Genomic DNA, 25,717 nt, shown 5'->3' on the forward strand with positions numbered 1-25,717 from the left:
GCGTCACCTCATTCTGCGACGCCGTCGCGCGGCGTCCGTCGTGTCGTTCGATCATTCGGGAAGGGGCAGGCCCGCCGCCGCGCAGTCGGCGCGGAGCTGGGCCAGTTCGTCCGCGGTGGCGTCCACCAGCGGGGGACGCACCGGCCCGGCCGGCAGCCCCTTGGCCGCCAGGCCCGCCTTCACCAGGATCACGCCCTGGGTACGGAAGATCCCGGTGAACAGCGGCAGCAGCCGCCGGTGCAGGCTCAGCGCGGTGGCGGTGTCACCCGCCTCGTACGCCTCGATCAGCTGCTTGGTCTGCACGCCGGTGAAGTGCGTGGAGGTGCCGACCACGCCGACCGAGCCGACCGCCAGGGCGGGCAGGGTCAGCGCGTCCTCACCGCTGTAGAAGGCCAGGTCGCTGCGGGCCAGCACCCAGGAGGTGGCGGTGAGGTCGCCCTTGGCGTCCTTCACCGCCACGATCCGGCCGTGCTCGGCGAGCTTGACCAGGGTGTCGGTGGCGATCGCGGTGCCGGTCCGGTGCGGGATGTCGTAGAGCATGATCGGCAGCCCGCTGGCGTCGGCCACCGCGGTGAAGTGGCGCAGCAGCCCGGCCTGCGGCGGCTTGTTGTAGTACGGCGTCACCACCAGCAGGCCGTGCGCGCCGGCCTTCTCCGCCTGCGCGGCCAGCTCGATGGTGTGCCGGGTGTCGTTGGTGCCCACCCCGGCGAGGATCCGGGCGCGGTCGCCGACCGCCTCCGCGACGGCGCGGATCAGGGCCTCCTGCTCCGCGTCGGTGGTGGTCGGCGACTCGCCGGTGGTGCCGTTGAGCACCAGCGCGTCGTTGCCCTGCTCGTCGACCAGGTGGCTGGCGAGCCGTACGGCGCCGTCGAGGTCGAGCGACCCGTCCGTGGCGAACGGGGTCACCATGGCCGTGATCAGTCGCCCGAACGGGCGCGACGCGCCCCGGTCCGGGGCGCCAGGGAGGTCGTGCGTCATGTTCACAACCTAGCGGACGACCACCGGGGCCCCGGCGGCGAAGGGCGACGACTCACTCGGCGTGCGGAGAGGCCGCCACCTCGGTGCCGTCGGGCAGCGTGGAGATCACGAAGTCGGCGAAGACGTTCGGCGCGACCCCCTGGAGCTGCCGCAGGCACTCCACGGCCAACTCCCGGATCTCCACGTCGGCGTGCTCGGTGGCGCGCATCTTGACGAAGTGCCGCCAGGCCCGGTAGTTGCCGGTCACCACGATCCGGGTCTCGGTGGCGTTGGGCAGCACCGCGCGGGCCGCCTGCCGGGCCTGCTTGCGGCGCAGCGTCGGGTTGGGCTCGTCGGTGAAGCGAGCCTCCAGCCCCTCCAGCAGCTCGGTGTACGCCCGGACGGTCGCCTCGGTCGCCTCGACGAACTTCTTGTGCAGCTCCGGGTCGTCGGCGATCACCGACGGCTCGACCATGGCCGCGTCCCGCTCGGGGACATAGCGCTGGGAGAGCTGGGAGTAGGAGAAGTGCCGGTGCCGGATCAGCTCGTGGGTGAAGGACCGGGAGACCCCGCTGAAGTAGAAGCTCACCGAGCCGTGCTCCAGCACCGAGAGGTGGCCCACCTCCAGGATGTGCGCCAGGTAGCCGGCATTGGTCGCGGTGGCCGGGTTCGGCTTCTTCCAGCTCTGGTAGCAGGCCCGGCCGGCGAACTCGGCGAGCGCCTGGCCACCCTCGGCGTCGGTCGACCACGGCACGTCGTCCGGGGCCTGGAACTGGGTCCACGCGATCAGCTTGACCTGGGGCTGCACCATCTCCGGCATTCCTGCGACTGTAGTGGCCGCTGGGCCTCCGGGGAAACCTGGACGCGCGGACGTGAAACGGCGCACCCGCAGGCCGGCGCGTGGGGCTCGGGCCTGTCACGGCGGGTTGCACAAGTCTCAAGGCATGCCGCACGGAGCAGGCGTCACGCCCGTTTGAGGCCCGCATCCCGGAGCGAAGCCCTGGCGGCCGGCACGGTGGCCGACGCCGGCCGTGGGGAACGGTTCAGACGTAGAGCGAGGTGAACGGGGCCCAGGGCAGGTTGCGGGCCACCGAGAAGGCGAACCAGAGCGCCAGGAAGCCGCCGATCACCTTGGGGCTGATGCGCAGCTCCGGCAGCCGCCAGCCGAACGCCCGGTTCCCGGCCCAGGTGACGAAGAGGTAGGCCAGGAAGGGCAGCGAGAAGACGAAGAGGAAGTGGTGCCGGGCGGCGGCCGGCAGGTCGCCGTGCAGCACGTACCAGAGGGCGCGGGTGCCGCCGCAGCCCGGGCAGTCCAGCCCGGTGGTGAGCTTCAGCAGGCACGTCGGCCGGGCGTCCGGGTCGCTGTGGGTGGGGTCGCTGAGCAGCGCGTAGGCCATGCCGAGGCCGACGCAGCCGAGCGCCGCGAGGGGCACCGCCCAGCGCGGGGCGCGGGCGTGCATCCGCAGCACGAGGCGGGTGAACCGGTCCGGCTCGACCGGCTGGTACGCCACCCCGGCCGGCCAGATCGCCGACCCGCCGGGCTCGGCGTGCGGCCCCGCCACGGCGTGCGCGAAGTGCGGGCCAGCGTGGGCGGCGGGCGGGCCGGCGGGCGCGGCGTGCGGGCCGGCGGGCGCGGCGTGCGGGCCGGCCGGGGCCGGGCCGGTGGGGCCGGTCGGCGGGCCGGGGACCGCCTGCGGATCGGGCGGGGCGGCCGGCCGGTCAACGCTCGTCACGCGCTCACCGTACACCCGCCACGCCGACCAGGGCGGCGGCCAGCGGAGCCGCCAGGTCGCCGGCCTCCGGCGGGGCGACCGCGTCGAGGCCGAGCCAGCCGGCCAGCCGGTAGAGCTCGGCGGCGAGGGCCACCGCGGTCTCCCCCGGGTCGGCTCCCGGCTCGACCCAGGCGGCCGGCACCAGCAGCGCCCCCGCCTTCCGGTCGGCCTTGAGGTCGACCCGGGCGGTGAACCGCTCGCCCTGCAGGAACGGCAGCACGTAGTAGCCGTGCACGCGCTGCGGCGCGGGCACGTAGATCTCGATCCGGTAGCTGAAGTCGAAGAGCCGCTCGGCGCGGGCCCGCTCCCAGACCAGCGGGTCGAACGGGCTGACCAGGGTGTTGCCGCGCACCCACCGAGGCAGCCGGGCCTGCGCGTGCAGGTAGGCCGGTTGCCGCCAGCCCGGCACCGTGACCGGGGTCAGCTCGCCCGCCTCGACCAGTTCGGCGACCGCCCGCCGGGCGCCGGCCACGGGCAGCCGGAAGTAGTCGCGCAGCTCCGGCTCGGCGGCCACGCCCAGCGACCGGGCAGCGACGGCCACCAGGGTGCGGTAGGCGTCCGCCTCGCTCGGGGTGGGGGCCTCGAGCACGGCGGCCGGCAGCACCCGCTCGGGCAGGTCGTAGCGGCGGGCGAAGGAGGGGGTGCGCTCGGCGGCGGTCACCTCACCGGCCCAGAACAGGTATTCCAGCGCGCGTTTGACCGTCGACCAGTTCCAGCCCCAGTTGCCGGTCTCCCGGGGCGCGTCGTGCTCGATCTCGGCGGCGGTGAGCGGCCCCCGGGCGGCCACCTCGTCGCGGACCCAGGCCACCAGCTCGGGCTGCTCCTGGGCGACCCGGCGCATCCCGCCCCAGGACTCGTCGCGGGCCCTGGCCATCCGCCAGCGCAGCGCCGGGTGCAGGTCGACCGGGATCAGCGACGCCTCGTGCCCCCAGTATTCGAAGAGCTCCCGGGGACGCCGGTAGGCGGCGGCGTCGAGCAGCGTGGTCGGGTAGGGCCCGAGCCGGCTGTAGAGAGGCAGGTAGTGCGCGCGTTGCAGGACGTTGACCGAGTCCATCTGGATCAGCCCGACCCGGTCCAGCACCCGCCGCAGGTGCCGGCGGGTGGGCAGGCCGGTGGGCGTCGGGTCGGCAAAGCCCTGGGCGGCCAGGGCGACCCGGCGGGCCTGGGCGAGCGAGAGCGATTCCGGTGCGGTCATCGTCGGCGACCCTAATCCACCGGTCCGACGGGCTTCATTCGGACGCAGCGCCGCCTAGCGGCGCGGCGGCCGAATTGTGGCCGCCCCGGAGCGGACGCTGGACCCGCCGGCCATCGCGGCATAGAACGGACAGGTGGTCACCATTCGCCGGGAGGAACCGGACGACGCGGCGGCGGTCGCCCGGGTGCACGTGCACGGCTGGCAGGCCGGATACGCCGGGATCATGCCGGACGAGGTGCTGCGCCGGCTGAACCCGGACGCCTGGGCGCAGCGCCGCCGGGACGTCGGCACCGCCGACCCGGAGCACCCGTTCACCACCCTGCTCGCCGAGGTCGACGGGGCGGTCACCGGCTTCACCACCTTCGGGCCGTACCGGAACAACCAGGACCGCGGCGACCTCGACCCGCGGTACGGCGAGATCCTGGCGATCTACCTGGAGCCGACGCACTGGGGCACCGGCGCCGGGCGGGTGCTGTTCGCCGCGGCCCGGGCCGGCCTGGCCGAGCGGGGCTGGGCCGAGTACCGGCTCTGGGTGCTCGCCGACAACGCCCGCGCCCGCCGCTTCTACGAGCGGGCCGGCCTGTCACCGGACGGTGAGGAGTCCACCTACCCGGTGCCGCTGTCCGGCGGGCGCGAGCCGGTCCGGCTCCGCGAGCTGCGCTACACCGCCCGCCTGGACGGTTGACCCGGACGGCCCGCCCCGATCGGCGGGACCGCCACCGGTCGGCGCGGCCCCGCCCCGGATCGGCAGGACGAGCAGCAGCGCCAGGCTGATCCAGACGTACGTGTTGCTGCCGAGGAAGCCGTCGACGCCGGTGAAGTCCTTCTCCCACGCCCAGACGATCCGGCTGCTCAGGAAGGCGTACCCGACGAGGGCGGCGGCCAGCAGCAGGCGGCGCCGGCGGCTGCGGGCGGGCGCCGCCAGGCCGTTGTCGACCAGCAGGATCAGCGCGGGCAGCAGCCAGACCAGGTGGTGCACCCAGGTCACCGGGCTGACCAGGCACATGGCGGCGCCGGTCAGCGCCAGCCCGGTGGCCTCGTCGCCGGCGGCCACCGCGGCCCGGGAGCGCCACGCCCAGAAGGCCAGCGTGGCGAGCACCAGCGCCAGCCAGGCCACGGTGCTCGGGTGCACCGGGTCCAGCCGGGCCACCATCCCGCGCAGCGACTGGTTGGAGACGAAGGCCAGCTCGCCCACCCGGTCGGTGTTCCAGATCGCCTCGGTCCAGAACTCCCGGGAGGCGTCCGGGAGGAGCCCGCCGGCCAGCAGGGTCGCCGCGGTCGCCGCGCCCATCGCGGTGAACGCGGCCCGCCAGCGACCGGTGACCAGCAGGTAGACGATGAAGATGCCCGGGGTCAGCTTGATCGCGGTGGCCAGTCCGACGCCCACCCCGGCCCACCGGCTGCCCGCCGGCAGCAGCCGCAGCAGGTCCAGCGCCACCAGGAAGAGCAGCAGCATGTTGACCTGGCCGAAGTTGACCGTCTCCCGCATCGGCTCGAACGCGGCGATCAGGCAGAGCGCGACGGCCAGGGCGAACCAGCGGGTCCAGCGGCAGCGGCGGGCGATCGGGTCGACCAGCCACCAGATCACCACCGTGCTGGCCAGCACGGTGATGACCACGCTCACGGTGATCGCGGCCGGCCACGGCAGGTAGGCCATCGGCAGCATGACCAGGGCGGCGAACGGCGGGTAGGTGAAGCCGTACTGGGTGCCGGCCTTGAGGAAGTCGTAGATCTCCCCGCCGTCGTGCGCCCAGAAGTCCAGCGCGCCGTAGTAGACCTTCAGGTCGAAGAAGCCGTGCCGCACGGCGGCCACCGAGAGGAAGGCGGTCACCGCGCCGGCGAGCACCACCACGGCGACGACCTGTCCGAGCGTCCGCCTGGCACCCTGCGCCACCGTCGCCTCCCTCGCCCTGCGTAGGCTCACGTGCCATGGCTCTCGGGTACGTCCGCCCAGCGCGTCCGGAGGACGCCGGCGAGATCGCACGCATCCAGCTCGCGACCTGGCGGGTCGCGTACCGCCGGATCCTGCCCCGGCACGTGCTCGACAACCTGGACGAGGCGTACCTCGCCCGGCGGTGGAGCGCGGCGGTGCAGGAGCCGCCCTCGGGCGCGCATCGCGTGCTGGTCGCCGTCGAACAGGCCGAGCAATCCTATCTGGTGGGGTTCGCGGCTTCCGGTCCGGCCGACGCCGAGGCGCTGGCCCCGGGCGAGCCGGCCGACGCCCTCGCCGACGGCGTGGCGGCGGTGACCGACCTGCTGGTCGAGCCGCGCTGGGGCCGGCGCGGGCACGGCAGCCGGCTGCTCGCCGCGGCGGTCGACCTGTGGCGGTCCGACGGCTTCGGCCGGGCGGTGGCCTGGGCGTTCGACGCGGACGCGGCGACCCGGAAGTTCCTCACCTCGACCGGCTGGGAGCCGGACGGCGCGGCCCGCGCGCTGGACGTGGACGACATGCTGGTCCCCCAGCTCCGCCTGCACGTCGCCGTCCCCGCCGAGCCGGCCGCTTCCTGAGTACGGTCGCCGCCGTCGCGCGATGTCGGCGGGTCGGCCTACGGTGGAGGCCATGACCACGACGGCGGCGTCGACCCCCACCGACCTGGAGGCGTTCCGGGTCGAACTGACCGGCTACGCCTACCGGATGCTCGGGTCGGTCTTCGACGCCGAGGACGCGGTGCAGGAGACCCTGCTGCGGGCCTGGCGGGGGCGGGACGGCTTCGACGGCCGGTCCAGCCTGCGCACCTGGCTCTACCGGATCGCCACCAACGTCTGCCTCGACCTGCTGCGGGGGCGCGGGCGGCGGGCCCTGCCGGTGGACCTGGGCGCCCCGTCGGCGCCGGTGGCGGCGTCGCTCGGCACCCCCGCCGGCGACTGGGTGGAGCCGGTGCCGGACGCGGCGGTGCTGCCCGCCGACCCGGCGGAGCTGGCGGTGGCCCGGGAGTCGGTGCGGCTGGCGTTCGTCGCCGCGCTCCAGCACCTGCCGCCCCGGCAGCGCGCGGTGCTGATCCTGCGCGACGTGCTGCGCTGGCGGGCCGACGAGGTCGCCGATCTGCTCGACGCCAGCGTGCCGGCGGTCAACAGCGCGCTGCAGCGGGCCCGGGCCACCCTGGCCGGGGTGCGGGACGGGCGGCCGGACCTCGGGCCGGCCCTCGACCCGGCCGACCGCGACCTGCTCGACCGCTACGTGGACGCCTTCGCCCGCTACGACATCGACGCCCTTGTCGCGCTGCTGCGGGACGACGCGGTGCAGAGCATGCCGCCCTACCCGATGTGGCTGCGCGGGGCGGCGGAGATCGGCCGCTGGCTGCGCGGGCCGGGCGCCGGCTGCCGGGGATCCCGGCTGGTCCGGATCACCGCGAACGGCGGCTCGGCGCTGGCCCAGTACCGGCCCGATCCGGCCGGCGGCCACCGGGCCTTCTCGATCCAGCTGCTGGACGTCTCCGGCGGCCGGATCAGCCGGCTCACCCACTTCCTCGACCTCCGGCTCTTCGCCCGGTTCGGCCTGCCGCCGCACCTCGACTCCTGATCCCCGGCCGGCGCCGATGAGTTCCGGCCGGCCGCGTCGTCCACCCCTGGTACGCCCGGACGACCGCCCGCTGGCTCGTTGAACCGGGAGAACACCGGGCACGACCGTGGAGGAGAAGATCATGTTCGAGGAGACGAAGGCGTTCAGCAGCTTCTCGGTGGACGACACCGGCCGGGCCGAACGGTTCTATGCCGACGCCCTGGGGTTGCGGGTGTCCCGTGACGAGGCGATGGGCGAACTGCTGCGGCTGCACGTGGGCGGCGGCTCGGTGCTGGTCTACCCGAAGCCCGACCACGCCCCGGCCAGCTTCACCGTGCTCAACTTCCCGGTCGACGACATCGACCGGGCGGTGGACGAGCTGACCGGGCGGGGCGTGCGGTTCGCCCGCTACGACGGCATGCCGCAGGACGACAAGGGGATCATGCGGGGCAACGGCCCGTCGATCGCCTGGTTCACCGACCCGGCCGGCAACGTCATGTCGGTCATCGAGCAGGGCTGAGCCGGTGACCGGCGGTCCCGGCACGGGGCGGGACCGCCGGCCCCCGGTCAGCCCTTGTCGGCCCCGGAGTTGGCGTCCCGGACGAAGTACCGCTGGAAGATCATGAAGAGCACCGCCACCGGGATGGTGGCGAGCAGCGCCGCACCGAGCTTGAGCGGATACTGGGTGCCCTTGCCGAGGGACCCGCTGACCAGGTCCGCCAGGCCCCGGGGCAGGGTGAACAGGCTCGGGTCCTGCACCGCGACCAGGCTGTGCGGGAACTCGTTCCAGGAGCCCTGGAACGACAGGATGGTCAGCGTGATCAGGGCGGGCCGCGCCATCGGCAGCACCACCGACCAGTAGGTGCGGAACACCCCCGCCCCGTCGATGCGGGCCGCCTCCTCGACGCTGACCGGGACCGACTCGAAGAACTGCTTCATGATGAACACGCCGGCCGCGTCGGCCAGCAGCGGCACCACCAGGCCCGCGTAGCTGTCGTAGAGGCCGAGCTGCTTGAGGACCAGGAACTTCGGGATCAGCAGCACCACGCCGGGCACCGCCATCACCGCGATGACCGCGGCGAAGAGCCCGGCCCGGCCCCGGAACCGCAGCCGGGCGAGCGCGTAGCCGGCGAGCGAGTCGAAGAACACCCGGCCGAGGGTGACCAGCACGGTGACCAGCAGCGAGTTGCCGAGCCAGAGCGGGAAGTTGGTGCCGGCGAAGATCCGCTCGAACCCGGCCAGCGACACCGGGTCGGGCACCGGCGAGAGCGGGTTCGCCGCCGCGTCCGGCTCGGTCTTGAACGAGCTGCCGAGCTGGATGACGAACGGGTACAGGAAGACCAGGCCGAAGAAGATCAGGACCGCGTACCCCAGGAAGCGGTTGACCTGGGCGCGCGGCCCGCGGTCGGCGCGGCGGGCGACGGGCGCCGCCGGCCGGTCGGTCAGCACGGCCATGTCAGGACCCCTCCGGTACGCGGCGCCGCCACCACCGGCCGCGCCGGGGCTCGTCCCGGTCGGCCATCACCCGGCGCTGGAACAGGGTGAGCAGGATGATGATCAGGAACAGCACGAACGAGATGGCCGCGCCGGAACCGTAGTCGAAGTCCCGGAACGCGGTCCGGTACGACAGGTAGGCCGGGGTGAGCGTGGTCTTGGCCGGGTCGCCCTGGCTCATCACGTACACCTGGTCGAAGACCTGCCAGGAGCCGATCAGGCCGAGGGTGAGCACCAGGAAGGTGGTCGGCTTGATCAGCGGCAGGGTGACGTGCCGGAAGCGCTGCCACGGGCTCGCCCCGTCCAGGGTGCTGGCCTCGTCGAGCGCCACCGGGACGCCCTGCAGCGCGGCGAGGAACATCAGCATGAACGTGCCCGACGTGGTCCAGATGACCAGACAGATGATCGACATCATCGCCACGCTCGGCCCGGAGAGCCAGTCCCACCAGGTCAGCCCGAGCGGGCCGCCGGAGGTGAGCGCGGCGGGCGGGGCGTCCACCCCGACGGCGCCGAGGAGCAGGTGCAGCACGCCCCGGGAGTCGGCGAACCACTCCGGCCCGTTGATGCCGAAGAAGCCGAGCAGGTTGTTGACCGCGCCGGAGTTGGCGAACAGGAACAGGAACACCACGCTGATCGCCACCGAGCTGGTGACCGAGGGGAAGTAGAAGGCGCTGCGGAAGAAGCCCTTCCCCTTGAGCATCCGGTTGTTCACCACCAGCGCGAGGCCGAGGGCCAGTGCGGTCTGCACCGGCACCACGATGCCCACGTAGTAGATGTTGTTGCGGATGCTGGTCATGAAGTCGCGGCGGTCCAGCCCGTCCTCGGTGAACAGCCGGGTGTAGTTCCTGGTGCCAACGACCGGCACGTCCCCGGTGAACGGGCTGCCCTGGCCGTTCCAGTCGGTGAGGCTCACCCAGAGCGCCATGAGGATCGGCAGCAGCAGGAAGAGCCCGAGGATCACGATCACCGGCGCGACGAAGAGCCAGCCGGCGATGTTCTCGTTGCTGCGAATGCCGCCGCCACGGCGGCGGCGCGCCGGACCGGCCGACGCGGTGCCCGGGGCGGCGAGTGCCTCCGTTGCCATCTCCCCTCCCTTCTGTGGGGATGGAAGGGCCCCCTCTTGACGCCCGGCGTCAACAAGGGGCCCCTCCGTCTACCTCAGCCGCCGAGCGCCGCCTTGGCGTTCTTGTCGAAGTTCGCCAGGATCGTCTTCGGGTCGCCGGTGGCCAGCCCCTGGAGACCGGCCTCCAGGTCGCGCAGCACGCTGTCCATCTTCGGGGCGTTCACCGGGCCCTGGGCGTACGCGGCGCCGTCGATGAACGGCTTGTCCGCCGGGAAGGCGCCGGTGTACTGGTCGCGGACCGACTGCCGGGACGGCATCACGCCGAACGCCTTGGCGAAGGCGATCTGCTGGTCGCCCGCGGTCATCGCCTCGACGAACTTGATCGCCTGGTCCTTGAACTTGGACTTCGCCGCGATGCCCCAGCACTGGGTGAAGGAGAGGGTGCCCTGCCCCTTCGGGCCGGCCGGCAGCGGGACGACCTTGTACTTGACCTTCGGGAAGTCGTTCTGCAGGGCGCCCTTGATCCAGTTGCCCTCGATGGTCATCACGGCCTTGCCCTTGCCGAACGCCTCACCGGACCAACCGGCGTCGAGCTGCTTCGGGAACTTCGCGTAGCCGCTGGTGATCAGGGACTTCACGTACTGGAGGGCCTGCAGGTTCTCCGGGGTGTCGGCGGTGGGCTGCTTGCCGTCCTTGCTCATCAGCCAGCCGCCGTTCTGCACCAGGAACGCGCCGATCCGGTCCCGGGTGTCGCCCAGGGCCAGCGCCACCATGCCCTTCGCCTTGATCTTCTGGCTGGCGGCGGTGAGCTGGTCCCAGGTGGTGGGGATGTCCGCGTCGGTCAGGCCGGCCTTGGTCCAGAGGTCGGTGTTGATCTCGAGAGCCAGGGTGGAGAAGTCCTTCGGCGCGCAGTAGAGCTTGCCGTCGTAGGTGAAGGTGTTGCGGAGGCTCTCGTAGAAGTCGTCCTTGTTGCTGACCTTGTCGCCGTACGGCTCCAGCGCGCCGACGCTGGCGTAGTCGGCGAACCGGGACGCGTCGACGTAGAAGACGTCCGGCGGGGTTCCGCCGGCCAGAGCCTGGCCGAGCTGCTGGGTGAGGTCCTGGGCCGGGGTGACGGTGGCGGTGTTGCCGCTCGAGGAGGCCCACTTGGCCGCGGCGTCCTGCACGGCCTTGGTCTCCGCCTCGCCGGAGGAGCCGATCATGATCTGGAGGCTGGCCGGGCCGCTGGACTGCTTGGTGTCCTTGGCGGAGTCGTCGAAGCCGCTGCCGCAGGCGGCGGAGCCGAACAGGGCGACGGCGGCGATGCCGGCCATCGCCGCCCGGGTGAGGGTGCGAGGTGTCATCTGATTCTCCTGATGGGGATGGGGGATCACGCGGTGTGCCGGAGCACGAGCGTGGGGCTGAGCAGCACTTGCGGGTCGGTGGGCTGGCCGTCGAGCGAGCCGGTGAGCAGCTCGACGCAGCGTGCGGCGGCGGCCGCGAGCGGCTGGCTGACGCTGGTCAGCCCGATCGCGGTGGCCACCGGGGTGTCGTCGAAGCCGACCACGGCGACCGGCGCGGTCGCGTCCCGGACGGCCCGGAGGGCACCCAGCGCGAGGGAGTCGCTGACGCAGACCACCGCGGTCGGCGGCTCGTCGGCGGCGAGCAGCTCGCGCATCTCGCGCTCGCCCTGCGCGATGCCGTCCTCGGTCTCGCGATGCGGTGCGGCGCCGTCGAGGCCGGCCGCCGCCATGGCGGTACGCCAGCCGGCGCGCCGGTCGTCGCCGACGCCCGAGCCCGCCGGCCAGCCGATGAAGCCGATCCGGCGGTGGCCGGTGTCGAGGAGCCGCCGGGTGGCCTGCGCGGTGCCGGCGGCACCGTCCACGTCGACCCAGGGGTGGGCGTCCGGCGTGTCCCAGGGCCGGCCGAAGGTCACGAACGGCACCTTCCGCTCGGCCAGCCAGGCGGTACGCGGATCGCCGTGGTCGGTGCCGGTGAGCACGAACCCGTCCAGCTCGTACGCGCCGAGCAGGTCGTCGTAGGTGGCGATCTCGTGGTCGTCGTCGACGGCGGTGTAGAGCAGGACCCGGTAGCCGGCCGCGTCGGCGGTCTCGGTGAGCCCGTGCAGGAACCGGTCGAGCACGGAGCCGTTGATGCCGTCGCGGGTGGGCTCGATGCGGACCGCGATGAGCCGGGACCGGCCGGTACGCATCTGCCGGGCGGCCTGGTTGGCCCGGTAGCCCAGGGTGCTGATCGCCTCCTGCACCCGGCGCCGGGTCTCCTCGCGGACGATGTGCGGCGCGTTGAGCACGTTGGAGACCGTCTGCCGGCTCACCTGGGCATGCCGGGCCACGGTAGCGATGGTCACCTTTTCAGCCACGAAATCCCTCTCGCCGCCTTGAACGATCCAACTCCGATGCGGCAGGATTAGATCGTTCAAAGTTTCTGGAATGTTTCGCACTTTGCACCGGCCGGCCGCTTCTGTCAATACGTCCGGCCACCCGATCAGCACCAGGAGTCCCCCGTGCCCGAACGCCACCTGCAACCCCTGCTGCACGAACTGGTCGGCGTCGTTTCCGCCCCCACCAGCGCGCTGGGCGACCCGGCAGGGCAGATCCGGCCGAGCGGCGTCCAGGGCGTCTTCCACGCCGACGCGCGAGTGCTCTCCCGCGCCGAGCTGCGCGTGGACGACCGGGAGACGGAGGCGCTGACCCAGGGTCCGGCCGGGCCGCACGGCATCCGCTTCGTCACCCTCGCCCGCTGGCTCGGCGACCCCGCCCCCGACCCGACCGTCCGGATCGACCGGACCCGGCAGGCCGGCCCGCACGGCCTCACCGAGGAACTGGTCGTCTCCTCCACCGCCTCGATCCCGGTCCGCGCCACGGTCAGCGTGGACCTCGCCTGCGACCTCGCCCCGATCGAGCTGGTCAAGTCCGGCGGCAGCGGAGCACCGCTGGAGGCCAAGGCGGGCGAGCCCGGCCGCGTCGAGTGGGCCGCCGAGGGCGTCACCGTGACGGTGACCGGCGAGGCGGCCACCGTGGACACCACCGGCGACCGGACCACCGCGCCCCGGTTGAGCTGGCCGGTCGCGCTCGCCCCCGGCGAGGCCGTGACGCTGCGCTGGCGGCTCGCCGTGACCGACCCGAAGGCGGTCGTGGCCGCCCCGTCCGCCGGTCCCGAGTGGTCCGTCCCGGAGGTACGCGCCGACGACCGCCGCCTGGTCCGGCTGCTCGACCGCTCCCTGGCCGACCTGCGCGGGCTGCGGCTGGCCGACCCGGCGCAGCCGGGAGACGTCTTCCTCGGCGCCGGGGTGCCCTGGTTCCTCACCCTGTTCGGCCGGGACAGCCTCTGGGCGGCCCGGATGATGCTGCCGCTCGGCACCGAGCTGGCCGCCGGGACGCTCCGGGTCCTCGCCCGCCGGCAGGGCACCCGGGTCGACCCGACCACCGGGGAGGCGCCCGGCAAGATCCTGCACGAGCTGCGCCGGCACGAGTTCACCCTGGCCGACAACGGGCTGCGGCTGCCGCCCGCCTACTACGGCACGGTCGATGCCACCATGCTCTGGGTGGGGTTGCTGCACGACGCCTGGCGCTGGGGCCTTCCCGCCGAGCAGGTCGAACCGCTGCTGCCGCACCTGGAGGCCGCGCTCGGCTGGCTCGGCGTGCACGCCGACGCCGACGGCGACGGCTTCGTCGAGTACGTCGACACCACCGGCCACGGCCTGGCCAACCAGGGCTGGAAGGACTCCGGCGACGCCGTCCGGTACCGCGACGGCCGGTTGGCCGAGCCGCCGATCGTGCTGGCCGAGGTGCAGGGGTACGCGTTCCAGGCGGCGGTGAACGGCGCCGACCTGCTCGACGCCTTCGGCCGCCCGGGCGCCGACCGCTGGCGCGGCTACGCGGAGCGGCTCGCCGAGCGGTTCCGGGCCGCGTTCTGGGTCGACGGCCGGCACGGCCCGCAGCCCGCCCTCGCCCTGGACCGGGACAAGCGCCCGGTGGACTCACTGACCAGCAACATCGGCCACCTGCTCGGCACCGGGCTGCTGTCGGACGCCGAGTCGGCGCAGGTCGCGGCGCTGCTCTCCACCGAGGCCCTGGCCGGCGGTTTCGGGCTGCGCACCATGTCCACCGACGACGCCGGGTTCAGCCCGCTCTCCTACCACTGCGGGTCGATCTGGGCGCACGACACCGCGATCGTGCTCGGCGGCCTGGCCCGGGCCGGCTATCGCGAGGCCGCGCTCCGGCTCGCCGACGGTCTGCTCGGCGCCGCCGAGGCGTTCGACTACCGCCTCCCCGAGCTGTACGGCGGGGACGGCCGGGGGGCGTTGGGCCGTCCGGTGCCGTACCCGGCGGCGTGCCGCCCGCAGGCCTGGTCGGCGGCGGCCGCGGTGCTGCTGCTGCAGGCCGGCGTGGGGCTCTACCCCGACGTGCCCGGCGGCCGGGTGGAGCTGCGCCCCCTGGCCGGTCCCGAACTGGGCGCCCTCGCCGCCGACAACCTCCGCGTCGCCGGCACCCCGGTCACGGTCGAGGTCGACCGCGCCGCCCAGCCCACCATCACCGGCCTCCCGCCGACCCTGACCGTCACCCCGCCCCGCATCCCCACCCAGCGCCCGGCCACCGACCCCACCCGGTCCCCCGCCTGACCGCCCCCGCTCCGTCGATCAGGAAGTTGGCGGCGAGGTCGATCTCCTTCACTGCCGCCAACTTCATGATCAACCCGGCGGGGCCGGGGTGAATTCGGCGATGACCTCGTCGTCCTCCATGGCGCCCGTGGGGCGGAAGCCGAGGGAGCGGTAGAGGGCGGCGGCCGGGAGGTTGTCCGGGTGGTAGCTGAGGCGGACCGGGTGGCCCTGGCCGGCCAGCCAGCCGGCGAGGGTACGGACGGTGGCCCGGCCGATGCCCCGGTCCTGCTCGGCGGCGTCGATCACCATGCCGCCGATCCAGCGGGAGCCGTCGTCGTCCACGCCCCACATGACGTGCCCGACCACCGTCTCGCCGGCGTAGACGGCGAGCGAGGTCCAGACGTCCGAGCGCATGGTCAGCAGCAGGTAGCGGGCGGCCAGGGCCGGCACCCAGGCGCGCTGGTCGTCGCGGGGCGCGATGTCGGCCACGGCCCGCCAGTTGTCGTCGTCCACCGGCCGCAGGGTCACCTGGCGACCGGCGCGGTCGCGCAGCACGGAATCGATCACGGCGGTCAGCCTAGGCGCGGGCCGCCGGCCGGACGACCGGTTTCCGGCAGGCCCCTCAGCCGGCCGCCGCGGCGTCCAGGAAGGGACGCGGGTCGCCCGCGCCGAGGTCGGTGATCCCCGCGCTGTGCAGGGCGCCGATGGCGAGGGTACGCCGCACCGCGGCGAAGGTGATCACGTGACCGATCGTCCCGCCCAGGGTGTGCGTGGTGGGCGGCGCGCAGGTGGTGTCCACGAAGGTGTCCGCCAGGGTGCCGTCGGCCAGCGTCCGAGCCACGAAGGCGCGCCAGTCCCGGCCGGCGACCGCGTGCCGGGCGGCCAGACCGGGCACCGACCGGTCGCTCTCGTCGGGCCACTCGCCGCCGCGCAGCGCGGAGAGCCAGTGCTCCTCCTGGGTGACCATCGCGTTGATCAGTGAGCGGAGGGTGGGCCCTTCGTCGATGGTCTCCACCGACAGCGCGATGGGCCGGTCGAGCACCTCCTCGCCGAGCGTGCCGGCGCGATCGATGATCGCGGTGAGCGTGTCGACGTGGTGGTCGACCAGGTGCTGGAGAACGTTCATCGGAGTCTCCGTTCGGGTGGCCGGCAGCCGCAGGCCGCCGGGGGGCTGGAAGTGGACGCCGCTGGGGCAGGGCAGCTCCAGCTCGCGAAAGGTGAGCGGCGGCCGGCGCCGGACCACGGTCGGCGCCGACCCGTACGACCGCTGGAAGGCGCGGGTGAACGCCTCGTGCGAGCCGTACCCGGCCTCGACGGCGATGTCGAGGACGGTCCGGTCGCTGGTGATGAGCCGGTGCGCCGCGCGCTCCAGCAGCAGCCGGCGGCGCAGGGCACCCGGGGGCTCCCCGGTGGCGGCGGCGACCAGCCGGTCGAAGTGGAAGCGGGACAGATGGGCCTGGGTCGCCACCTCGCTCGGGCTGGCGGTCGGGTCGTCGAGCGCGACCTGGAGCCAGTCGAGGATGCCGGTGAGCCCGTCCGTCGAGGTCATGCGTTCAGCCTGCACCCGAGGGCCGGCACCGCGCTTGATCGCGGTTGCGGACGTGCCGGCGAGCCGGGGGTGCACCCGGCCGGGGGGCGGCTCAGTCCAGCAGGGCGTCCAGGCCGACGGTGAGGCCGGGCCGGCGGCGCACCTCGCGCACGGCCAGCAGCACGCCGGGCATGAACGAGGCCCGGTCGTACGAGTCGTGCCGGATGGTCAGCGTCTCGCCGGTGGTGCCGAAGAGCACCTCCTGGTGGGCGACCAGTCCGGTGGCGCGGACGGCGTGCACCCGCACCCCGTCGATCTCGGCGCCGCGCGCGCCCGGCACCTCGTCCTTGGTGGCGTCCGGCGTGGGGCCGAGACCGGCCTCGGCGCGGGCCTGCGCGATCAGCCGGGCGGTGTGCGTCGCGGTGCCGCTGGGCGCGTCCAGCTTGCGCGGGTGGTGCTGCTCGATGATCTCGACCGACTCGAAGTGCCGGGCCGCGCGGGCGGCGAACTGCATCATCAGCACCGCGCCGATGCCGAAGTTGGGGGCGATCACCACGCCCACCCCGGGCTTGCGCTCCAGCCAGCCGCGCACCCGGTCCAGCCGCTGCTCGGTGAAGCCGGTGGTGCCGACCACCGCGCTGATGCCCTGGTCGATGCACCAGTGCAGGTTGTCCATGACGACGTCCGGAGTGGTGAAGTCGACGACCACCTCGGCGCCGGCGTCGGAGGCGGCGAACAGGCCGTCACCCTGGTCGATCATCGCCACCAGGTCCATGTCGGCGGCGGCGTCGACCGCCTTGCAGACCTCCATGCCCATCCGGCCGCGGGCACCCAGCACGCCGACCCGGATCGGCTCGGCCAGGCCCTTCTCCTGCTCGTCAGTCACGGGGCACAACCTATCCCAATCGGGACGCGGGCACCCCGCGGGACCGCTCAGCGGGACGCGGCGAAATCGGACTCGTCGAACGGGCCGACCACGGCGAGGGACATCGGCCGGGCGAGCAGGTCGGCGGCGAGGCCGTTCACGTCGTCCAGGGTCACCGCGTCGACCCGGGCGAGCAGCTCGTCCACCGGCATCAGGTCGCCGTAGAGCAGCTCACCCTTGGCCAGCCGGCTCATCCGGGAGCCGGTGTCCTCCAGGCCGAGGACGAAGGAGCCCTTGCTCATCCCCTTGCCCCGGGCCAGCTCGTCCTCGCTGATCCCGTGCGCGGCCACCTTGGCCAGCTCGGCCCGGGTCAGGTCCAGCACCTCGTCCACCTTGCCCGGCGCGCAGCCGGCGTAGACGGCGAACAGCCCGCTGTCGGCGTACTGGCTGGCGTACGAGTAGACCGAGTAGGCCAGGCCGCGCTGCTCGCGGATCTCCTGGAACAGCCGGCTGGACATGCCGCCGCCGAGGACGTTGTTGAGCACGCCGAGGGCGAAGCGCCGCTCGTCGATGCGGTCGATGCCGGGGCAGCCGAGGATCACGTGCGCCTGCTCGGTCTCCTTCGACTCGACCAGGGTGGTGGCCGGCTTCGTGCGTACCGCCGGGGAGGCCGACCGGTGCGGGGCCGGCACCGCCGGGTCGGTGTCCAGCGGGGTCCCGCGCAGCGCCTGGCGGACCAGCTTGACCACGGCGGCGTGGTCGAGGTTGCCGGCGGCGGCGATGACGATCTGCGGCGCGGTGTAGCGGCGCCGGTAGAAGCTCTGGATCTGCCGCCGGGTCATCGGGGTGACCGTCGCCTCGGTGCCGGAGATCAGCCGGCCGAGAGGGTGGTCGCCGTAGACGGCCCGGGCGAAGAGGTCGTGCACCTCGTCGCCGGGCTCGTCGTCGTGCATCGCGATCTCTTCGAGGATGACGCCGCGCTCGGTCTCCACGTCGGCGGCGTCCAGCACCGAGTCGGCGACCAGGTCGCACATGACGTCGATGGCCAGCGACAGGTCCTCGTCCAGCACGCGGGCGTAGTAGCAGGTGTATTCCTTCGTGGTGAAGGCGTTGGTCTCGCCGCCGACCGCCTCGATCTCGGCGGAGATGTCCAGCGCGGTGCGCTTCCGGGTGCCCTTGAAGAGCAGGTGCTCCAGGAAGTGCGCGGCGCCGGCCTGCGGCCCGGTCTCGTCGCGGGAGCCGACGGCGACCCAGATGCCGAATGAGACGCTGCGCATCGCCGGGATCGCCTCGGTGAGCACCCGCAGCCCGCTGGGCAGCACGGTGCGGCGCACGGTGCCGCCGAGCGGGTCGTCGCTGAGCGTGCGGGTGACCGCCCGGGTCGCCCCGGGGCCGGACGACACCACCCCCCGTCGATCCGCAGGAGAAGACGAACGCCGGGTTCGGCTCACGAAAACCTGCTCTCAGTTCGACGAGGGGTGGATGGTGCGGTGGTCGACGAGCGGCGGCGCGCCGTCGACCTGGAGCCGTCGACCGGCCGGGGGGGGGGCGCCGGCGCGGGGGGGGGGGGCGCCGCCGGCCCCCCCCGGCCGGTGATGGATCAGCTGTGCCGGGTCCGGCGACGCGGGCGGGACTCGCCGCCGCCCTCGCCGCCCTCGCCGCCCTCGCCCCGCTCCGGGCCCCGGCCGCCGCGCTCGCGGTCGCCCCGGTCCCGCGGGCCACGGTCGCCGCGGTCGCGGCCGGCCGGCCGCTCGCCACCGGCGGCCTCACCGGCCGGCGCCTCGGCGCCCTCCGGGCGGACCTTGTCCAGGTAGATCTTGCCGCGCTGGTCGATGTCGGCGATCTCCACCTCGACCTTGTCGCCGACGTTGAGGAAGTCCTCGACCTTCTCGACCCGCTTGCCGTCGCCCACCTTGGAGATGTGCAGCAGGCCGTCGCGGCCCGGGAGCAGCGAGATGAAGGCGCCGAACGCGGCGGTCTTCACCACGGTGCCGAGGAACCGGTCGCCGACCTTCGGCAGCGTCGGGTTGGCGATCGCGTTGATCCGCTCGACCGCGGCCTGGGCCGACGGGCCGTTGGTCGCGCCGACGTAGATGGTGCCGTCGTCCTCGATGGAGATCTCGGCGCCGGTCTCGTCCTGGATGGCGTTGATGGTCTGGCCCTTCGGGCCGATCACCATGCCGATCTTGTCGACCGGGATCTTCACGGTGGTGACCCGCGGGGCGTAGTCCGACATCTCGGCCGGAGCCTCGATGGCCCGCTGCATCACGTCGAGGATGGTCTGCCGGGCCTCGTTCGCCTGCTGGAGCGCGGCGGCCAGCACGTCCGACGGGATGCCGTCGAGCTTGGTGTCGAGCTGGAGCGCGGTGACGAAGTCCCGGGTGCCGGCGACCTTGAAGTCCATGTCGCCGAACGCGTCCTCGGCGCCGAGGATGTCGGTCAGCGTCACGTACTGGGTCTTGCCCTCGACCTCGTCGGAGATGAGGCCCATGGCGATGCCGGCGACCGGTGCCTTCAGCGGCACACCGGCCGAGAGCAGGCCCAGCGACGAGGCGCAGACCGAGCCCATCGAGGTGGAGCCGTTGGAGCCGAGCGCCTCGGAGACCTGCCGGATGGCGTACGGGAACTCCTCGCGCGACGGCAGCACCGGGATCAGCGCCCGCTCGGCCAGCGCGCCGTGGCCGATCTCGCGCCGCTTCGGCGAGCCGACCCGGCCGGTCTCACCGGTGGAGTACGGCGGGAAGTTGTAGTTGTGCATGTAGCGCTTGCGGTTCTCGGGGGACAGGGTGTCCACCATCTGCTCCATGCGCAGCATGTTCAGCGTGGTGACGCCCAGGATCTGGGTCTCGCCCCGCTCGAACAGCGCCGAGCCGTGCACCCGCGGCAGCACGCCGACCTCGGCGGTCAGCGGACGGATGTCGCGCGGGCCGCGGCCGTCGATGCGGACCTGCTCGCGCAGCACCCGGTTGCGAACCTCGGACTTGGTCAGCGACCGGAACGCGGCGGAGAGCTCCTTCTCCCGGCCCTCGAAGCGCGGGCCGAGCTCCTCGGCGACCCGGGCCTTGACCCGGTCCAGGGCCTCCTCGCGGTCATGCTTGCCGGCGATCTTCAGGGCCTCGGCGACCTCGGCGCGGGCCACCTCGGCCACCGCCTCGTAGGCGTCGTCCTGGTAGTCCAGGAAGACCGGGAACTCGGCGACCGGCTTGGCGGCCACCTCGGCCAGCTCGCTCTGCGCGCGGCACAGCTCGCGGATCGCCGGCTTGGCGGCCTCCAGGCCGCTGGCCACGACCTCCTCGGTCGGGGCGGTGGCGCCGTCCGAGATCAGGGCCACGGCGTTCGGCGTCGCCTCGGCCTCGACCATCATGATCGCGACGTCGCCGTCGGGCAGCGCCCGGCCGGCCACGACCATGTCGAAGGTGGCCCGGGCCAGCTCCTCCAGGGTCGGGAAGGCGACCCACTGGCCGTCGACGTGCGCGACCCGGGTGGCCCCGATCGGGCCGGAGAACGGCAGACCGGAGAGCTTGGTGGACATCGAGGCGGCGTTGATCGCCACCACGTCGTACGGGTGCTGCGGGTCGAGCGCCAGCACGGTCTCGACGACCTGGACCTCGTTGCGCAGGCCCTTGACGAAGGACGGGCGCAGCGGCCGGTCGATCAGCCGGCAGGTGAGGATGGCGTCCTCGCTGGGCCGGCCCTCGCGGCGGAAGAACGAGCCGGGGATCCGGCCCGCGGCGTACATCCGCTCCTCGACGTCGACGGTCAGCGGGAAGAAGTCGAACTGCTCCCGGGGCTGCTTGCCGGCGGTGGTGGCGGAGAGGACGACCGTCTCGCCGAGCTGGGCGATGACGGAGCCGGCGGCCTGACGGGCCAGCCGACCGGTGGAGAAGGTGATCTCGCGGGTGCCGAACGACCCGTTGTCGATCACGGCGGTGCGGGATTCGGTGCCGAGGTTCGTCTCGGTCATGTGCTGTGGTGCTCCTTCGCGTCGTCGGCCCACGACACGGGGAACTGCTCAGACGGCCGGTCTTCGATCGAAGCGCCCGGGTGGCCGGCATGATGCCGGGATTCCGGGGGCCACTACCGGAGACCGGTGCTGACCGGCTCCCTCTCGGGTTGTCGCGCGGCCGGGTTCTTCGGTGGTACCGGAACGGGGGAGCGGCCGAGTGGCCACTCCCCCGTCACGTCATCGGCGCAGGCCGAGCCGCTCGATGAGCGACCGGTAGCGGTTGATGTCCTTCTTCTGGACGTAGTTGAGCAGCCGACGGCGACGGCCGACCAGCAGCAGCAGCCCACGGCGGCTGTGGTGGTCGTGCTTGTGCACCTTCAGGTGCTCGGTGAGCTCCGCGATCCGCTTGGTGAGGACCGCGACCTGCACCTCCGGCGAACCGGTGTCGCCCTCGGCGGTCGCGTACTCCGCGCGGATCTTGGCCTTGGCTTCCTGGTCGAGCGCCATGTTCTCCCTGTTTCGTGGGTCGTTCGATGAGGTCCACCCGGTACCGGTCGGAGCGACCGGTGGACGGACCGGTTCCTCGCGCCCGCGGCGTCGTGCAGGCACGCGAGGCCCCACGTCGGTCAGCCGACGTCCCCGCCAGACTACCAGCCCGGTGGGGAACCACCCGGTGAAGGGCGTACGGCGCCACGCGGACGGGCCGGCGGTGGGCTCAGCCCAGCGCCCGGCGGGTTCGCTCGACGTCCTCGGCGATCTGGGCCACCAACGGCTCGATCGAGTCGTACGTCCGTTGTTCGCGCAGGTGTGCCACGAAGTCCAGCGCGAGCCGCTCGCCGTACAGGTCACCGGTGAAGTCCAGCGCGTAGGCCTCGACCCGGCGCTCCCGGCCGGAGAAGGTCGGGTTGGTGCCGACCGACACGGCGGCGGCGAGCGGCGCGCCGCCCCGGCGCACCAGCCGGGCCGCGTAGACCCCGTCGGCGGGGACCGCCGCGTACCGGTGGGTCAGCAGGTTCGCGGTCGGGTAGCCCAGCTCCCGGCCGCGCTGGTCGCCGCGGACCACCACGCCCTCCACCCGGTGCGGACGCCCGAGGGCGGCGGCCGCCGCGGCCACGTCGCCCGCGTCGACGCAGGAACGGATGTACGTCGAGGAGAAGACCGTCCCGGCCTCGGCGACCAGCGGGCCGCCCTCCACCCCGAAGCCGAAGGTGCGGCCCAGCCGCTCCAGCAGCGCCACGTCCCCGGCCGCCCGGTGCCCGAAGCGGAAGTTGGCGCCGACCACGACCAGCGCGGCGTGCAGGTGCTCGACCAGGATGTCGTGCACGAACGCCTCGGCCGGCAGCCGGGAGAACTCCGGGGTGAACGGCACCACGCAGAGCACGTCGACGCCGAGCGCCTCGATCAGCTCCGCCTTGCGGGCCGGCTCGGTGAGCACCGCGGGGTGCGACCCGGGCCGGACCACCTCGGCCGGGTGCGGGTCGAAGGTGACCACGACCGACTTGACGCCCAACTCCCGGGCGCGCGCCACGGCGTGACCGATGGTGGCCTGGTGGCCCTTGTGCACCCCGTCGAAGACGCCGATGGTGACCACCGACCGCCCCCAACCCCCGGGTGCCGCCTCGTACCCCCGCCACCGCTGCATTCCGGCTCCTCCCCTGCTCCGCGCCGCCGCCGTCAGGCCGGGGCCAGCACGATCTCCGCGCGGGCCCGGCCGTCCCGCTCGCTGACGATAGCGATCAACCCGCCGTCCGGGCCGAAGACCGCGTACGGCCCGGCGATGCCGGCCGGGTCCAGCGGCCCGCCGTGGGAGAGGACCTTCGCCTCCTCCGGCGTGGCGTTCCGGCGCGCGAAGAACCGGTCGGCGGCGGCGTCCAGCGGCAGGTTGACCACCTCCGGGGCGCGCTGCTCCAGCTCGTCGAGGGTGGCCGACTCGGCCAGGGTGAAGCCGCCGACCGCGGTCCGGCGCAGCGCGGTGAGGTGCCCGCCCACTCCGAGGGCGAGGCCCGCGTCCCGGGCGATGGCCCGGATGTACGTCCCGGACGAGCAGGTGACGTCCACGTCGACGTCCACCACGTCCGGGGCGTCCCGGCGGATCGCCAGGACGTCCAGCCGGGAGACGGTTACCCGGCGGGCGGGCAGCTCGACGCTCTCCCCCTCGCGGACCCGCTTGTACGCCCGCTGGCCGTTGATCTTGATGGCGCTGACCGCGCTCGGCACCTGGTCGATCTCGCCGGTCAGCGCGGCGAGCGCGGCGCGGACCGCGTCGTCGGTGACCCCGAGGGTCGGGGTGGTGGCGATCACGTCGCCCTCGGCGTCGTCGGTGACGGTGGCCTGGCCGAGCCGGATGGTGGCGGTGTAGCTCTTGCCGGCGCCGATCACGTAGGTGAGCAGCCGGGTGGCCCGGCCCACCCCGATCACCAGCACCCCGGTGGCCATCGGGTCGAGCGTGCCGCCGTGCCCCACCCGCCGGGTACGCGCCAGCCGCCGGATTCGGGCCACCACGTCGTGCGACGTCATGCCCCCGGGCTTGTCGACCACGATCAGACCGTCTGCGCTCACGACCGCCAAGCCTGCCAGATACCGGTCCCGGTCCGGCCGGGGGATACCGCAGCGGGCGACAAGGTGGGACACTCACTGACATCTCGCCCACTCCTGACCGGGGGCCGCGATGACCGACGATCGGCCGAACTCCGCACCGCGCAATCCCGCCCCTGCGCCCGGCCACCGGCCCGGGCCGCCGGCCCCGGAGTGGCTGCGCCAGCCGCCGCCCGTCGCCGCCGATCCGAGCCGCGACGACCGGCTGCGGGGTTGGCTGAGCCGGCACTCCGGCTCGCTGCTGACCGGCGCGACCGCGCTGCTGCTGCTCGCCTTCGTCGGGGTGGTCGGCGGGGCCGTCCTGGTGTCGATGCCGTCCGCGGACGGGCGGCCGGTGGTGTATCCGACGTTCGGCCCACCGCCCGGCGCACCGGCCGCCACGTCCGCCCCGCCGCCCCCGGCAGCCGGCCCGTTCGACGGCACCCCGGCCGCCGGGTTCCCGCAGGGACAGGCGGGAATCGCCCTGCCCGCCGCCAAGCGGACCGGCCCGTTCACCGAGCAGCAGGTGGCGGCCGCGCTGGCGAAGGTCCGGACGGTCCTGGTGACCGCACGGCTGGACCGCCGGTTCATGACCGCGGACGACCCGGAACCGCTGATCCGGCAGTTCGCCCGGGACGCCCGCGCCGACCTGCGCAAGGACTTCACCTCCGACACCTTCGCCGCGTACGCCACCCGGCTGGCGCCCGGCGCCCGGCTCACCGCCGACCAGCCCCGCGTGAAGGGGCGGATCAGCTACCGGTCCACCAAGGACGCCGACGGCATCCGGATCCTGGCGGTGACCACCAACTTCGTCTGGGCGTACGCCTTCCAGACCAGCAGCACCGTGCCGGGCGACGGGCTGGTCGTGGTGCACGACACGGTGGTCTGGAGCGTGCCGCATCCCGACGACGTCGACCGCGGCTCGAACGGGCTGTGGATCGAGGATGCGAACTCGTACGCGTCCAACATCGACTGCGCGGCCTTCGACAAGGGACTGCTCGACCTCGGCACCCGCAGCGCCGGCGGTCCGGACGGCCCGGAGCCGGACGCGGTCTTCGACCCGGACACGACGCTGGACCTTCCGGACAACTGCTGAGGCGTACCGCAAATGGGGCGGCGGGACGGCGCCCGGCGGGGCAGCGCGATGACTGCGCCGGTGCGATCATGCAGTGCCCCCGCCGCACCGTCCCTGGGAACCACGATGACCGACCACGGGTCGACCCCCGAATCGCCGCGCCACCCCGACCCGCGGACGGCAACCGCCGACGGGCTGGGGACGGTCCCGGACTGGCTGCGCCAGCCGCAGGTCGACGCCGAGCCGAGCGGCGCCGACCGCTGGCGGATCTGGCTGAACCAGCACTCCGTCAAGCTGCTCGGCGGGGCGGCGGCGCTGCTGCTGCTCGCCTTCTTCGGGCTCGTCGGCACCGCCGGCTACCGGGCCGTCCAGCGCTGGGGCGAGCCCTCCGCGGCGTACCCGACGATCAGCCAGCCGCCCGGTGAGCAGGCCGTCACCTCGGCGTCGCCGCCCCCGGCGGCCGGCCCGTTCGACGGTACGCCGGCCGCGGCGTTCCCGGAGGCACCGACGGGGATCGTCCTGCCCACGGCGAAGCGGACCGGGCCGTTCACCGAGAAGCAGGTGGCGGCCGGACTGGCGAAGGTCCGCACGGCACTGCTGATGGGCCGGCTCGACCGCAGGTTCATGACGGCGGAGACCCCGGACCGGTTCCTCCGGCTGTTCGCCCCGGACGCCCGCGCGAACATGCGGGACGACTTCGCCTCCGGCGCCGCGGTCAGCTACGCCACGCGTCTGGCACCGGGCGCCAGGATCACGGATCACCAGCCGCGGGTGAAGGGACGGGTCAGCTACCGGTCCACCCGGGACCGCGACGGCATCCGGGTGATCGAGGTGACCACCAACTTCGTCTGGGTGTACGCCTTCCGCTCCCCCACCCCCGACCCCTCGGACGGGGTGGTGCTGGTGCACGACACGGTGGTCTGGCACGTGCCGCACCCCGCCGACGTCCGTACGTCCTCGAACGGGCTCTGGATCGACACGGCGGACTCGTACGGCTCGAACATCGAGTGTGCGACTTTCGACAAGGGGCTGGTGGACATCGCCGCCCCGCAGTACGGCGGCCCGCTCGCCACCGAGGACCCGGACGCCATGTTCGATCCCGAGCGCTCGCTGGACATCGCGGAGTCCTGCTGAAGACCGGCGGCGGTG

At 73.6% G+C, this 25,717-nt stretch carries 24 protein-coding genes; 7 read left to right on the forward strand and 17 right to left on the reverse strand.

Features of this window, described 5'->3' with window-relative positions; genetic code table 11:
• Positions 1–51: 51 nt before the first annotated feature.
• From dapA to Q2K19_RS03195, 4 genes are all read right to left on the reverse strand, one after another.
• Complete coding sequence (gene dapA / locus Q2K19_RS03180; protein ID WP_302767499.1) at positions 52–978, reverse strand: 4-hydroxy-tetrahydrodipicolinate synthase; 927 nt, start codon at positions 976–978, stop codon at positions 52–54.
• Between the two features lie 52 nt (positions 979–1,030).
• Positions 1,031–1,768 carry an FAD-dependent thymidylate synthase gene (thyX, locus tag Q2K19_RS03185; protein ID WP_302772237.1) on the reverse strand — a complete coding sequence of 246 codons (738 nt, stop codon included), beginning with the start codon at positions 1,766–1,768 and terminating at the stop codon, positions 1,031–1,033.
• Positions 1,769–2,000: 232 nt separating this feature from the next.
• The gene (locus tag Q2K19_RS03190; protein WP_302767502.1) at positions 2,001–2,690 is read right to left on the reverse strand and encodes a DUF2752 domain-containing protein; all 690 of its coding nucleotides are present in this window, start codon (positions 2,688–2,690) and stop codon (positions 2,001–2,003) included.
• 4 nt (positions 2,691–2,694) lie between these two features.
• On the reverse strand, positions 2,695–3,924 hold the full coding sequence (locus Q2K19_RS03195) for a winged helix-turn-helix domain-containing protein (protein WP_302767504.1): 1,230 nt from the start codon (positions 3,922–3,924) through the stop codon (positions 2,695–2,697).
• A gap of 133 nt (positions 3,925–4,057) precedes the next feature.
• Between Q2K19_RS03195 and Q2K19_RS03200 the strand changes: the two genes are divergently transcribed.
• A complete protein-coding gene (locus Q2K19_RS03200; RefSeq protein ID WP_302767506.1) occupies positions 4,058–4,609 on the forward strand; it encodes a GNAT family N-acetyltransferase in 552 nt (183 codons plus the stop codon).
• On the opposite strand, the gene Q2K19_RS03205 is transcribed toward Q2K19_RS03200, so the two are convergent.
• Positions 4,508–5,818: a glycosyltransferase 87 family protein gene (locus tag Q2K19_RS03205; protein ID WP_302767509.1), complete on the reverse strand. Its 1,311-nt coding sequence runs from the start codon at positions 5,816–5,818 to the stop codon at positions 4,508–4,510. The two genes, Q2K19_RS03200 and Q2K19_RS03205, sit on opposite strands and share 102 nt — an antisense overlap.
• A 35-nt stretch (positions 5,819–5,853) precedes the next feature.
• Between Q2K19_RS03205 and Q2K19_RS03210 the strand changes: the two genes are divergently transcribed.
• From Q2K19_RS03210 to Q2K19_RS03220, 3 genes are all read left to right on the forward strand, one after another.
• Positions 5,854–6,432 carry a GNAT family N-acetyltransferase gene (locus tag Q2K19_RS03210; RefSeq protein WP_302767510.1) on the forward strand — a complete coding sequence of 193 codons (579 nt, stop codon included), beginning with the start codon at positions 5,854–5,856 and terminating at the stop codon, positions 6,430–6,432.
• A gap of 52 nt (positions 6,433–6,484) precedes the next feature.
• Positions 6,485–7,444, forward strand: coding sequence for a sigma-70 family RNA polymerase sigma factor (locus tag Q2K19_RS03215; protein ID WP_302767512.1), 960 nt, complete (start codon positions 6,485–6,487; stop codon positions 7,442–7,444).
• Positions 7,445–7,565: 121 nt separating this feature from the next.
• Positions 7,566–7,943: a VOC family protein gene (locus tag Q2K19_RS03220; RefSeq protein ID WP_302767514.1), complete on the forward strand. Its 378-nt coding sequence runs from the start codon at positions 7,566–7,568 to the stop codon at positions 7,941–7,943.
• A gap of 47 nt (positions 7,944–7,990) precedes the next feature.
• Here the strand turns inward: Q2K19_RS03220 and Q2K19_RS03225 are convergent, their stop codons facing one another.
• The 4 genes from Q2K19_RS03225 to Q2K19_RS03240 all read right to left on the reverse strand — a co-directional run bounded on the left by Q2K19_RS03225 (position 7,991) and on the right by Q2K19_RS03240 (position 12,327).
• Entirely contained in the window at positions 7,991–8,878 is an 888-nt protein-coding gene (locus Q2K19_RS03225; RefSeq protein ID WP_302767516.1) for a carbohydrate ABC transporter permease, read from the reverse strand.
• Position 8,879: 1 nt separating this feature from the next.
• Complete coding sequence (locus Q2K19_RS03230) at positions 8,880–10,001, reverse strand: carbohydrate ABC transporter permease (RefSeq protein WP_302767519.1); 1,122 nt, start codon at positions 9,999–10,001, stop codon at positions 8,880–8,882.
• A 74-nt stretch (positions 10,002–10,075) separates the two neighbouring features.
• Positions 10,076–11,323 (reverse strand): sugar ABC transporter substrate-binding protein, encoded by a 1,248-nt coding sequence (locus Q2K19_RS03235; protein ID WP_302767522.1) that lies wholly within the window; start codon positions 11,321–11,323, stop codon positions 10,076–10,078.
• A gap of 26 nt (positions 11,324–11,349) precedes the next feature.
• Positions 11,350–12,327, reverse strand: coding sequence for a LacI family DNA-binding transcriptional regulator (locus Q2K19_RS03240; RefSeq protein WP_302767523.1), 978 nt, complete (start codon positions 12,325–12,327; stop codon positions 11,350–11,352).
• 156 nt (positions 12,328–12,483) lie between these two features.
• On the opposite strand from Q2K19_RS03240, the gene Q2K19_RS03245 reads away from it, so the two are divergent.
• The gene (locus Q2K19_RS03245; RefSeq protein ID WP_302767525.1) at positions 12,484–14,601 is read left to right on the forward strand and encodes an amylo-alpha-1,6-glucosidase; all 2,118 of its coding nucleotides are present in this window, start codon (positions 12,484–12,486) and stop codon (positions 14,599–14,601) included.
• A 69-nt stretch (positions 14,602–14,670) separates the two neighbouring features.
• Here the strand turns inward: Q2K19_RS03245 and Q2K19_RS03250 are convergent, their stop codons facing one another.
• The 8 genes from Q2K19_RS03250 to truB all read right to left on the reverse strand — a co-directional run bounded on the left by Q2K19_RS03250 (position 14,671) and on the right by truB (position 23,478).
• Positions 14,671–15,147: a GNAT family N-acetyltransferase gene (locus Q2K19_RS03250; protein WP_302767526.1), complete on the reverse strand. Its 477-nt coding sequence runs from the start codon at positions 15,145–15,147 to the stop codon at positions 14,671–14,673.
• Positions 15,148–15,202: 55 nt separating this feature from the next.
• The gene (locus tag Q2K19_RS03255; protein WP_302767529.1) at positions 15,203–16,129 is read right to left on the reverse strand and encodes a helix-turn-helix domain-containing protein; all 927 of its coding nucleotides are present in this window, start codon (positions 16,127–16,129) and stop codon (positions 15,203–15,205) included.
• A gap of 91 nt (positions 16,130–16,220) precedes the next feature.
• Positions 16,221–16,994 carry a 4-hydroxy-tetrahydrodipicolinate reductase gene (dapB, locus tag Q2K19_RS03260; protein WP_302767532.1) on the reverse strand — a complete coding sequence of 258 codons (774 nt, stop codon included), beginning with the start codon at positions 16,992–16,994 and terminating at the stop codon, positions 16,221–16,223.
• A gap of 47 nt (positions 16,995–17,041) precedes the next feature.
• Positions 17,042–18,424 carry a M16 family metallopeptidase gene (locus tag Q2K19_RS03265; RefSeq protein WP_446839698.1) on the reverse strand — a complete coding sequence of 461 codons (1,383 nt, stop codon included), beginning with the start codon at positions 18,422–18,424 and terminating at the stop codon, positions 17,042–17,044.
• Positions 18,425–18,573: 149 nt separating this feature from the next.
• Complete coding sequence (locus tag Q2K19_RS03270; protein WP_302767535.1) at positions 18,574–20,937, reverse strand: polyribonucleotide nucleotidyltransferase; 2,364 nt, start codon at positions 20,935–20,937, stop codon at positions 18,574–18,576.
• Between the two features lie 219 nt (positions 20,938–21,156).
• Positions 21,157–21,426, reverse strand: a complete 270-nt coding sequence (rpsO, locus tag Q2K19_RS03275; protein WP_043962418.1) for a 30S ribosomal protein S15 — start codon at positions 21,424–21,426, stop codon at positions 21,157–21,159.
• 208 nt (positions 21,427–21,634) lie between these two features.
• On the reverse strand, positions 21,635–22,561 hold the full coding sequence (locus Q2K19_RS03280) for a bifunctional riboflavin kinase/FAD synthetase (protein ID WP_302767554.1): 927 nt from the start codon (positions 22,559–22,561) through the stop codon (positions 21,635–21,637).
• A 32-nt stretch (positions 22,562–22,593) separates the two neighbouring features.
• Positions 22,594–23,478, reverse strand: coding sequence for a tRNA pseudouridine(55) synthase TruB (truB, locus tag Q2K19_RS03285; protein WP_446839697.1), 885 nt, complete (start codon positions 23,476–23,478; stop codon positions 22,594–22,596).
• A 109-nt stretch (positions 23,479–23,587) separates the two neighbouring features.
• On the opposite strand from truB, the gene Q2K19_RS03290 reads away from it, so the two are divergent.
• The gene (locus Q2K19_RS03290) at positions 23,588–24,589 is read left to right on the forward strand and encodes a hypothetical protein (RefSeq protein WP_302767555.1); all 1,002 of its coding nucleotides are present in this window, start codon (positions 23,588–23,590) and stop codon (positions 24,587–24,589) included.
• Between the two features lie 105 nt (positions 24,590–24,694).
• Positions 24,695–25,702, forward strand: a complete 1,008-nt coding sequence (locus Q2K19_RS03295; protein ID WP_302767556.1) for a cupredoxin domain-containing protein — start codon at positions 24,695–24,697, stop codon at positions 25,700–25,702.
• Positions 25,703–25,717 lie beyond the last annotated feature (15 nt).

Origin of the sequence: Micromonospora sp. NBRC 110009 (genome assembly GCF_030518795.1) — a bacterium.
GTDB lineage: Bacteria > Actinomycetota > Actinomycetes > Mycobacteriales > Micromonosporaceae > Micromonospora.